The sequence below is a fragment of the Pararhodonellum marinum genome (assembly GCF_015354735.1).
GTDB classification, from domain to species: Bacteria; Bacteroidota; Bacteroidia; order Cytophagales; family Cyclobacteriaceae; genus Pararhodonellum; species Pararhodonellum marinum.
Map to the genome: position 1 here is coordinate 1 of NZ_JACEFJ010000024.1, position 9,934 is coordinate 9,934.

The following is a 9,934-nucleotide window of genomic DNA, read 5'->3' on the forward strand; positions in this document are numbered from 1 at the left end:
GTGCGTTCGTTTTTTTATCTCAGTCTTATTTCCATTCTTTTGGGTCAATGTTATCTGAGTATTCAATTCCATCCTTTGATACTTTCATTAATATGATTTCTTTGTCATTCTCAGGTGTCAGTATTATTGATTTGTCTAATATTAGCGATAAATTAGACATATATTTTACAATTCTTTTGTGGTCTTCAATTGTATTTATTTCTCTAGGGTCAATATCATTTTCAATTTCAGAGTCCACAAAAAAGTGATTGTTAATTTGGATTTTGTCTATGAAAACTTTTGCAGTTGAGCATAAGTCGTGGTTTCCGTTCCAAAATTCTTTTATTACTTCAAAATAAATTCTATTCTCGTCTGTCTGTGTCAAACCATTAAACCACTCTATGTGGTAATTTTCATTGACATAGTCTGTCCATTTTTTATTATCGTCAAGGGTCGTTTGCAAAACGTAAATGTCACGCCAAGAACCGTCCCAGAAATATATTTTTTCTTTAAGTTCTGTCCAATTCATTTTAATCAATTGCAAAATGGTCTTCACTAACTAATCCTTCATAAAATTCATCAAATGAATTGGCAACATAAATATCCTCTCCACATTCACAATCTATCCACCTGATAGTCGGGGTTTCTCCTTTTCTGTAATCTAATGTTATAAACCAATGTCCGTCTCCGGTTAGTAAAACTTGTTTCTCAGGTAAGCCCCATTCGGTTGTCATATACGAAGATTGAATTATATTATGTCCCGAATCTGAATTTTCGTCTAAAACAATTCCAAATAGTTCATTCAATGGTATATGATTGTCTGCCCAAGTTGTTTTCGTTTTCATTGGAAAGGCAAAACCTTTTGTATAGCCTCCATTTTAAAATTTAAGCAAGGTTAGAAATGTTTCAGGTAGTTTTACACCTAATTTTTGCTCTGCTTCAATTATCATTATATCAGTCAAAGTCGGATTGTTATAGTAATTTGAATCCCAAAATTCTTTAAACTCAATTTTCATATCGGAGTCTCTTTAAAATGACGCACAACGGTTTCGGGCTTTGCGTTCGGGCGGGTTTCGGAGCACAAAGCTTCAATTTATTACTAAAGTTCATTAGAAGCACAAAGCTCCAAGTTTGCATGTCAGCCCGCCTGACGCAAAACCCGTGTTAGTGGCTGCCCTGTTCGTTAACGTATATGTGTTTCTACTTTCTCTATGTTGTGTCTCTTTAAAATGTTGTTAAGCGTATCAATAATTTCTCTCCTGTCGCTGTTTAAGGTTTCACTTACTTTTGTTTGCCAGTCACCAGGAAAATACAGGAAATTATCCCGTTGCTCAATGTTGCCTTCTCTCAAATTATCTGTAGTAAAGTTTCTTATTTTTTGAAGCAGTCTCTCAATAATAGTAATCTCATTACGGTCTTCCTGTTTACTTAAATTTTTTGCTGGATAAGATGTTGTTAGCAAGTTGCCATCACGGTCATACAATTTCCCTGTATTAAAGGCTCTTTGAGTGTCGGAAATTGCTTTAAGAAAGTCTTCGCAATTATTTTCTGAATGAAAATTGGTATTAAATGCTGGTCTGCTTAAAGAATGTTTCAATAGTGCAAGTATGTGAATGTCCTTGTCATATTGATTGAATTTCTTTAGAATTTCATCAAAGTAAAAATATGCTAACTCGGAATGCTTATTTATTTCTTCTTCAAATGCTTCCCAAAACCATATTTCAATTTTTGGAAGTCCTTTGCCTTTCCTTTTGTCATTTAAATTGTTGATGTGAGTTTGTATTTCTACATCTCTAAATGTCGTTGTTGCGATTATAAAGCGGTCAAGTTTTGGCGTAAAAGTGTCAGCAAGTATGAGTTCAGCGTCAATGATTTTTGTCGTGATTGTTGTAACAATTTTCTTCGCTGTCGCAGGAGTGTGTCCTTTGTGTTTACACTGCAAACCGCTATTGACTTCATCCTTATCCCAGCCATACACATCAACACCATCCTGAGCTTGTCCCTGCCGTCCATAATTTTCAAAATCTCCAGCAAGCCGGTATTTTGCAACATCCTTTGTAAGTTGTTCAAAGTCTTGCCAATTTCTTGGTGGCGGAAATGAAAGTATGAGTGTTCCCATTTATTTTTAGTTTGATTGGTCGTGTCGTCTTAGGGTTGCCACTAACTTGTTTATACCCCTGACCTGGTCAGGCTTATCACCCCAAATTGAGAGGGATAAGCCTGATAAATGGGGACTTTTATCAGGGTTTAATTATACCGATTTTTTCTTTAAAGATCATCAAATGGGGATTTGACCTCTTTGATCTTTTTTTCACTCACAAAGGTGTATATCTCCGTAGTCTTACGAATATTTTATATTGTTTTTTAATGTTATTAGAAAGTCTGTCTAAATTACTCACATGGCCCTCCAAATAAGCCAATATTTCAACCATATTCATATCATCTCCAAAAACCCCTTTATTTTTCAAGGTCAGGTTATTCAGGTGGAGGTTTTGAATAGCATTGATATCCTTTGATACATTTGATTGTATTTCATGAAGTATAAAAAATTGAATCAGTTAACAATTCCCTATTTTGAATTAAAATTTCTCTAGCAATTTCCTTAGCACTTACTGACTTTTTTTCAACATCTTTTATTCGCTTCTGAAACTCTTCAAAATTAAAATCCAAATTAAAAGCATTTTCAAGAGAAATATCGTATTGTTTTTTACCCGACTACACCACCGATTGAGTTCATACCTGATAGAGCACTAGCTATTGCATCTATTGGAAGGGTTGCTAAACTGGGAAATTTCAAAGTCTCAGAATTTGAGAAATCTTGGTGATCAAAATTTACTTAATACAATCCTGGATGGATATTACTGACTTTCAGTCTGTAAAAACCACCTGGTTTAAGTTTCTTTAATTTGCTTTCATAAGTTGCTCCAAAACCTCAGGAATCTTGGGAGCATCTTTTACAGTATCCTGATCTATAGCATGAACATTTACAAAAAACTGGTCGAAATACTGTTCTGGATTTACATAAGATTTCCAGGTCCTGAGGATATTTCCATTCTCAAATTCAGCTACTCCCACCTGACAGATTCTGCTGTAATCCGCATTGGCTGTTTCCACATCAATCGCAAAATAATGATTTTCCATAGGTTAAAAGTTTGAAAACAAGTATAACCAACTCTCAAACATCAAAAAATCCCTGTTTAGGGTATTTTTTATTAAATATTATTCTGTTTTTTACGATCTAAATAGACTGAATATGAATGATGATGATTTTAAATATGCTGAATTTATTTTTCAGGCGATGAAGCAAAAACCAAGGAATTTAGCCAGTACAGTAGCAGAATTTACTTATGGATTTCATAAGAGTGAAAATTTTTACCCACCATTAAATTATGACCATATTTTCAAATACTTAGAAAAGATTGATCTAATTAAAATTCAATACAATTCAGAGGGTAGAGGAAAACCCCAAGTTCTTGAACTTACCGAAACTGGCATATCCGTACAATCAGTTGCCGAAAGAGCCCAACAGATTAATTTCGAAAAGTATAACCAACAAAAGAAAGAAGAAAAGAATCAGGAATTTATTAGAGACCAATCAGAATATTACAAAAGGCAAAATTGGCTATTAAAACATTGGTATCTTCCGATAACATTGGCGGCTTTAATGGGAGCATTTATTTAAAAATTTTTCGGGGTTATATGACAGTATTCTTGCTGATATCCAGTATTCGGGCAATGGTCTTGATCCCCTTACCCTGTTTTTTCAATATGATCAATTGTTTAATCTGACTCATCGGTTTTGGTTTACCTGCCATTGGATTATAGTTAGCGGTGATCGAAAATATCCGCTAAAAAAACCAAAACCATTCATAAGAGGGGTCAACAAGCTCCGGAATTTTGCCGAAAATCTATCCAAAGGGGGTCAACATCCGCCGGAATGTCAGTCGAATCTGACCAATAAGGCCACATTCAATGTTCAAAAACATTCCTGTTTAGAGGGGTCAGCATGCTCCGGAATATCCAGTTGTCTCGTAGATTCCGTCAAACGAAATAGTCACTTTGCTGATACTTTGTCCAGCAAAGAAACTGAATGTCGGTAGGCAAATAATAATTAATATGAGATACTTTTTTTTCATTCTAAAAATTCTGACTAAGGGTTTGGGTTTGTTTAATTGCGGATAAATCCAACGGATTTGTCCGCCAACACGAAAAAAAATAAAAACTTGATGACACTAAGGGGGACACGGTCGCCCCCCATTATTCATACCCGGTTTGGGCAGTTTTTATTCACTTGTTTCAATTTCAAAATGATTTAACCATTCTTTTTCAGTTCGAAAATTTCCTTTTGAATCCTTTTCAATAAATAACGCATTTTGCTCTTTATCTATTAGGAGTGTATCTGGAATAAAGTCATTGTCATAAGGCTTTTCGCTAAAAATTATAAAATCATTTTCAATTTTGTATTTCCCATGAAATGTCTGCGAAAATCCAAACATTCCATTAGCTTGATTTTCAACATTCCCGTTCTTTCTTAAAATCAGTCGGTAATGGTAAAGGTCGTCCTTTAGGACAGCAGTCATAATTCTCTCCGATTTATAAATTTCAGAGTGATACAGATTAAAAGAAATGATTGAGAATAGTACTATTCCGTGTGAAGTTAGTTTGATTTTACTTGTCCGATTGCCTTTTCTGATTAATGAAATAAATGTATCAAAAACTGAGAAAGTGTAAAGAAGTGTTATTGGGATAATTATAAGTCCGTATGAGAGCAACCATATAATCATTCCGCCAAAAAAGTCTGTGATAATCCAACCAATTAGTCCGACCGCTGAAACTATTGCGATAATGTCATAGGCTGATAATTTGCTTTTTTTGTTTTCAGTCGTCATTCGTTAGTTTTTTCAAATTGCCCACAACGATACTCAGATTGGTGTCGGGCCATTCGGGCCTGACACCAATCTGATGTTCTGCTCCGTTCAGTTGTCAATGTACGTTTTTATCCGGTCTCATATGACCTGACACTGCAACTGGACAGCGGTTGCCTATAACCTTTAAACCCGAAAAAAAACCTTCTCCTATACAAATATATTTGATGGAATAAGCGAAGGTTTGTTTCGGATATTTTTCATTCTTTAAAGTACTAGGTTTTTATTTCAAATCATCAAATGGGGATTCGGAACTTTCTGTCTTTACTCCCCCAATCCCTTAAAAATATGCAGCACACCCGGGAAGATGGCATCCATGGATTCCTCAGCACCTCGGCTCGAACCGGGCAAGACGAGGACAAGGGTCTCTCCTATCATACCCGCAAGGGTCCTGGAAATCATGGCATGCGGTGTTCTAGACAGACCATACTGCTGAATTGCCGCCGCTATGCCGGTTATTTCCTTGTCAAGCAGGGGTTGGATGATTTCAGGGGTCTGATCCTTTTGGGTGAGACCCGATCCCCCGCTCAGAATCACCATATCCAGGCCCTTCTCCACCCATGCCAAGACCCTGCTTTTGATTTCGTCCGTGGGGGTAAGGGCATATTCAATGACTTCCACTTTGTGCCTGGCCAATTTTTCCTTGATCCTTTGTCCGGCATTTTCCTGCTTTTTTCCGCTGAGCACAGGCATGGAACAGATCACCACTCCTGCCCTTAGGGCTTGGGCAAAGAGGTCTTTTTGATCGGATTTGCCTCCTTGCTTTTCCAGTAATTTGATTTCCCTTATGGAAATGCCTTTGTCGATGGGCTTGAGCATGTCATACATGGTCAGGGCAACCACACTCGCCGCATGCATCGCCTCCACTTCCACGCCGGTCTTGTAGATGGTGTGCACTTCCACCTCCACCCGGATCTCTAATCCGTTTACCTCAAACCGAACGGCGGTAAATTCTATGGGCAAAGGATGACAGTCAGGAATCATGTCAGATGTTCGTTTGGCCGCAAAAAGCCCGGCAGTCTTGGCCATTTCAAAAACATCCCCTTTGGGTACTTTTCTCTCCACCATGGCCTCTATCGTATATTGGGAGCTTACCTGTACGATGGCCTGAGCAATGGCTTTTCTGAGCGTGGTGGATTTATGGGTGATATTGATCATGGATTAAAATTAAACATTATTCAGTTGGGACCCAGATTCCTTAATGCGTCAATCGTGTTCAAATTGGCAAATTGCCGGGCCCAATTTTCTTCTGTAAATTCAATGTAATGGACTCCGTTGGATGCCAGAAAGTCCGTCATTTTGAGCGCATGGGAAGTGATGGCTTTTTCTACCTGAGGCAAGAGGGAGGTGGGATATAGACCAAACAGCGGCTGCACCCTTTCCCCTACTTTTGCCACGGATAGCTGATAAGGAGGGGCATGCTGCAACAAGTGTACAATGGCTTCTCCTGTGATGAAAGGCATGTCACAGCTGATAAAAAAATTGAGCGGCCGATGGCTGTCTTTCAGCCCTGAATAGATGCCCCCAAGCGGTCCCTTAGCTTGGATCAAATCCGGAAGCACCCGTATCTTCAGGGATTCATACGCCTTGAGATTGGCAATGATGGTGATGTCCCCAAAAATCGTCTTTAGGCTCTCGTATACATGAAGGACAAGTGGTTTTCCCGAAAGGGTGGTCATGCCCTTGTCCTGACCCATCCGGGTACTTTTTCCTCCTGCCAAAATATAGGCATTGATGGCTGTGGGTGATACTTTCATGTTGAACTAGAACTGCAATTTCATTTTTTTTCGGGACAGGCTTACCAGTTTTTTAAAGCTGCTTTAGAAATTTCAGACCCAATATAATATTTCTATTGGTATTTATTGATAATTGAGGAGGCAAGCAGTATGGATATCGGTTGAGGTTAGACTTTTATTGACAATAGCTGCCAGCAGGGATATTCCATAAAAAAATGAAATCGAACTTCCAAGTCATATCAAGTCACCGGTCATCAAACATCGGTCATGTCACCGTCTTCCATCTCATTCGTAAACAAATAGCCCATCCATGTATTCCAACCTAAAAAAATAGCAAATGAACAAAACCGATCTGTGGAAAAAATGTGGTAAATTAGCTTGCTTCTTATCCCACTGAGCTTAAGAAGAAACCCAAAACAACCTTCAATACCATGGATCAGGCAGAAAAAACAATGCACTACAACCTCCATCAGAAAACCGGCAAAACACTGGAAGAATGGATAGCACTTGTCAAAAAGGAAAATTTGGCCAAACATGGACAAATCATGACTTTCCTAAAAACCCAGCATGGATTTACCCACGGATTTGCCAATATGGTGGCACTGAAAAGTCTGGGTACTGATGCAGGTTCAGTGGAAGACAAAGATGTTTTGATCACAGCACAGTACAAAGGAAAAGAACATTTTCTGCCCATCTATGAGCAACTGATGGCCAGCATCAAGATGTTTGGAGAGGATGTGGAAATCGCTCCCAAAAAGGCCAACGTAAGTCTCCGGCGCAAAAAGCAGTTTGCCCTGCTCCACCCTGTAACCAAAACAAGGTTTGAAATAGGCATCAACCTCAAAGGTCAGGAACCTCAAGGAAAACTAAAGGCAAGCGGGAATGCGATGTGTTCGCATACCATCCACCTTTCCGCTGCGGAAGACATCGATGAAGAGGTGATTGATTGGATCAAAAAGGCTTATGACCATGCCGGTTGATCAAAAAATCATAGCTATTTTCATTCACCTATATCCGCCAAAACATGGCAAGTGCCTACATCCAAACACCCACCCCAAACCTCCAGGAAAGCCGTAATTTCTACGCTAAGCTGGGTTTTGTCAGCGAAAAGGAAAATCCCAACCTGTTTACTGATGGAAAAGCCCACATCGAAATCAACCCGGATAGGATGGCAAGGCTGGGTATTTGTCTTAAAAAGGACACATGGGTAAAGGAATTGGATACAATATCGGGGTTTTCCAAAGTTCTTGTGATCGAGGGAGGGCATTTGATTGCTGATCCGAGTGGGGTTTGGGTTTATTTACTGGAAAAAAACCTCCATGCAACCGAGGCTAAAGAAGATTTTGAGGGGCAAACAGGGGTTTTGGGAAGCTTTGCCGGAATTAGCATAGAAACCGTTGATATGGTAAAGTCTTTGGAATTCTATAACCGATTGGGTTTTCAGGTAGAGGCAGGGGCTGCTGAATCAGGCTATGTTTCCTGTCAGTGGGAAGGATTTACCCTCACCTTTTTGAGGGCCTTAAACTGCCCCCATTTGTTCTTCAATCCCTCTTTGACGTATTTTAACGGCAAGGAAAATCCTGCCATCATCCAAAAAGTCCGCGATCTGCAAATCCCAATTACGGAGGAAATCACCTATTTCAACAAAACCGGTATGGTGGACAACATCATCCTCAGGGATCCGGGGGGATTGGGTTTTTTTGTGTTTAATGATTGAACAATATTTGTCTCAAAAGTTTTAATTTAACCATATAAGGCATTTAAGATTTTAAAAAATTTTTACATAAGATATTTATAAATAAGGAAATTCCCGTATCTGAAAGATGAGAACTATGTGGTAAAAAAACGGAACACTACTAATAAATTTAAAAGGGCTACCACATAGGACACATAGATCACATAGTTTTTTATTAGATTTTCTCTTTTTTGGCTTGACCTATATGAACTATGTGGTTAAAAAAAAACCATGCTAGTTTTTTACGTTGATTTTAGAGCATTTTTTCAAAGCAAAGGCTGTTTTCCATCTCTTCGTATTGGCCGTAGTTGGGTATGCGCTGGTAGCCGCTTTTTTGGTACAGGGCAATGGCGGATTTCTGTCGGGTGCCTGTTTCTAAAACACACCTTTCGTAGCCGAGTTCTCTGGCCCAGTCTTCCAGTTCATTCAAAATTTTGATCGCAATGCCTTTCCCCCTCAAGTCCTGAGGCACATACATGCGCTTGACTTCCATGGTCTTGGCATCAAAAGGCTTGATGGCACCACAACCCTGTGGAATCTCCTCCTCATAGGCGACCACCACCTCTTTGATCTCATCTACTTTATTGAATTGGTCATAGAAAGCATGGTCCTCTCCGTCTGTGACCGCAAGCTCCTGATCCAATTGCTCGACCAAGCTCCTGAATTCAGGATTTTGGGCATCGGTTCTTTCCAGTTTAATCATGCATTATTGTATTAAATCCAACATTCCATTCAACCCAGATTACCAGCCGACGCCAATAACTTTTCGGTTTTTCATCCTTTGGGATTATATGCCAAAAGGTTCTGATTTAAGGGTTATGAATTACGAGTTAGGCATTTCGAATCTTTCAACTTTGAGCTCACAATAATTCCTGCTTACAATATTTACCAATAACATCCTACAACCTCTTACCTTTCACTTCTTACCTTTTTAACATCCGTCATCCGACACCTTCAAGCTTTTTCCCTATTTCCTTAAACCCCTTCAGGGTTTTATTCCTATCCGGGATTTCATTCTACCTGGGTTGTTACCCGGGGCTAATAACCTCTCGGTATTGAATCCCTCCGGGATTTCTCATCTCACCTACAACCTCTTACCTTTCACTTCTTACCATTTTAACATCCGACATCTGTCAAGTTCTCACCTTTGAGCTTCCAGCTTCAATCATCCCCCTGATTATCAGTTCTCCGCTATCCTGTTTTTCACCTCCCCCACCTCTTACCTTTCACTTCTTACCTTTTTAACATCCGTCATCCGACATCTGTCAAGTTCTCACCTTTGAGCTTCCAGCTTCAATCATCCCCCTAATTATCAGTTCTCCGATATCCTGTTTTTCACCTCCCCCACCTCTTACCTTTCACTTCTTACCATTTTATCATCCGACATCTGTCAAGTTCTCCCTACTTTCACCTTTGAGCTTCAAGCTCACAATATTTACTGCTTACAATTTTTACTACTTACATCCCACCTCTTACCTACAATCTTTTACCTTTTACTTCTTTTACAAGCTTTCACCTCAATCCATTCCAAATTAATCATATCCCCTGAGAAAACCCTT

Annotated in this window: 11 protein-coding genes and 1 pseudogene; 3 read left to right on the forward strand and 9 right to left on the reverse strand. The window is 39.1% G+C overall.

Annotation, left to right across the window (positions count from 1 at the left end; genetic code table 11):
• Nucleotides 1-25 precede the first annotated feature (25 nt).
• The 4 genes and pseudogenes from H1A14_RS22715 to H1A14_RS22730 form a co-directional block, all read right to left on the reverse strand.
• On the reverse strand, nt 26-508 hold the full coding sequence (locus H1A14_RS22715; RefSeq protein ID WP_194778611.1) for a hypothetical protein: 483 nt from the start codon (nt 506-508) through the stop codon (nt 26-28).
• A 1-nt stretch (nt 509) separates the two neighbouring features.
• Nucleotides 510-845, reverse strand: a pseudogene (locus H1A14_RS22720) (SMI1/KNR4 family protein); the annotation flags it as partial.
• 317 nt (nt 846-1,162) lie between these two features.
• Nucleotides 1,163-2,098: a hypothetical protein gene (locus H1A14_RS22725; RefSeq protein ID WP_194778613.1), complete on the reverse strand. Its 936-nt coding sequence runs from the start codon at nt 2,096-2,098 to the stop codon at nt 1,163-1,165.
• 782 nt (nt 2,099-2,880) lie between these two features.
• Nucleotides 2,881-3,120 carry an exonuclease domain-containing protein gene (locus H1A14_RS22730; RefSeq protein ID WP_194778614.1) on the reverse strand — a complete coding sequence of 80 codons (240 nt, stop codon included), beginning with the start codon at nt 3,118-3,120 and terminating at the stop codon, nt 2,881-2,883.
• 112 nt (nt 3,121-3,232) lie between these two features.
• On the opposite strand from H1A14_RS22730, the gene H1A14_RS22735 reads away from it, so the two are divergent.
• Complete coding sequence (locus tag H1A14_RS22735) at nt 3,233-3,661, forward strand: hypothetical protein (protein ID WP_194778615.1); 429 nt, start codon at nt 3,233-3,235, stop codon at nt 3,659-3,661.
• Nucleotides 3,662-3,674: 13 nt separating this feature from the next.
• Here the strand turns inward: H1A14_RS22735 and H1A14_RS22740 are convergent, their stop codons facing one another.
• From H1A14_RS22740 to H1A14_RS22755, 4 genes are all read right to left on the reverse strand, one after another.
• Entirely contained in the window at nt 3,675-3,773 is a 99-nt protein-coding gene (locus H1A14_RS22740; RefSeq protein WP_262893980.1) for a helix-turn-helix domain-containing protein, read from the reverse strand.
• A gap of 489 nt (nt 3,774-4,262) precedes the next feature.
• Entirely contained in the window at nt 4,263-4,868 is a 606-nt protein-coding gene (locus H1A14_RS22745; RefSeq protein ID WP_194778616.1) for a hypothetical protein, read from the reverse strand.
• Nucleotides 4,869-5,168: 300 nt separating this feature from the next.
• Nucleotides 5,169-6,062 carry a bifunctional molybdenum cofactor biosynthesis protein MoaC/MoaB gene (gene moaCB, locus H1A14_RS22750; RefSeq protein ID WP_194778617.1) on the reverse strand — a complete coding sequence of 298 codons (894 nt, stop codon included), beginning with the start codon at nt 6,060-6,062 and terminating at the stop codon, nt 5,169-5,171.
• A 20-nt stretch (nt 6,063-6,082) separates the two neighbouring features.
• Entirely contained in the window at nt 6,083-6,661 is a 579-nt protein-coding gene (locus H1A14_RS22755; protein ID WP_194778618.1) for a molybdenum cofactor guanylyltransferase, read from the reverse strand.
• A 410-nt stretch (nt 6,662-7,071) separates the two neighbouring features.
• Here H1A14_RS22755 and H1A14_RS22760 point away from each other — a divergent pair, with 410 nt between their 5' ends.
• Nucleotides 7,072-7,620 carry a DUF5655 domain-containing protein gene (locus H1A14_RS22760; RefSeq protein WP_194778619.1) on the forward strand — a complete coding sequence of 183 codons (549 nt, stop codon included), beginning with the start codon at nt 7,072-7,074 and terminating at the stop codon, nt 7,618-7,620.
• A 44-nt stretch (nt 7,621-7,664) separates the two neighbouring features.
• On the forward strand, nt 7,665-8,357 hold the full coding sequence (locus H1A14_RS22765) for a VOC family protein (protein WP_194778620.1): 693 nt from the start codon (nt 7,665-7,667) through the stop codon (nt 8,355-8,357).
• A 271-nt stretch (nt 8,358-8,628) separates the two neighbouring features.
• On the opposite strand, the gene H1A14_RS22770 is transcribed toward H1A14_RS22765, so the two are convergent.
• Entirely contained in the window at nt 8,629-9,078 is a 450-nt protein-coding gene (locus H1A14_RS22770) for a GNAT family N-acetyltransferase (protein WP_194778621.1), read from the reverse strand.
• Nucleotides 9,079-9,934: the final 856 nt, after the last annotated feature.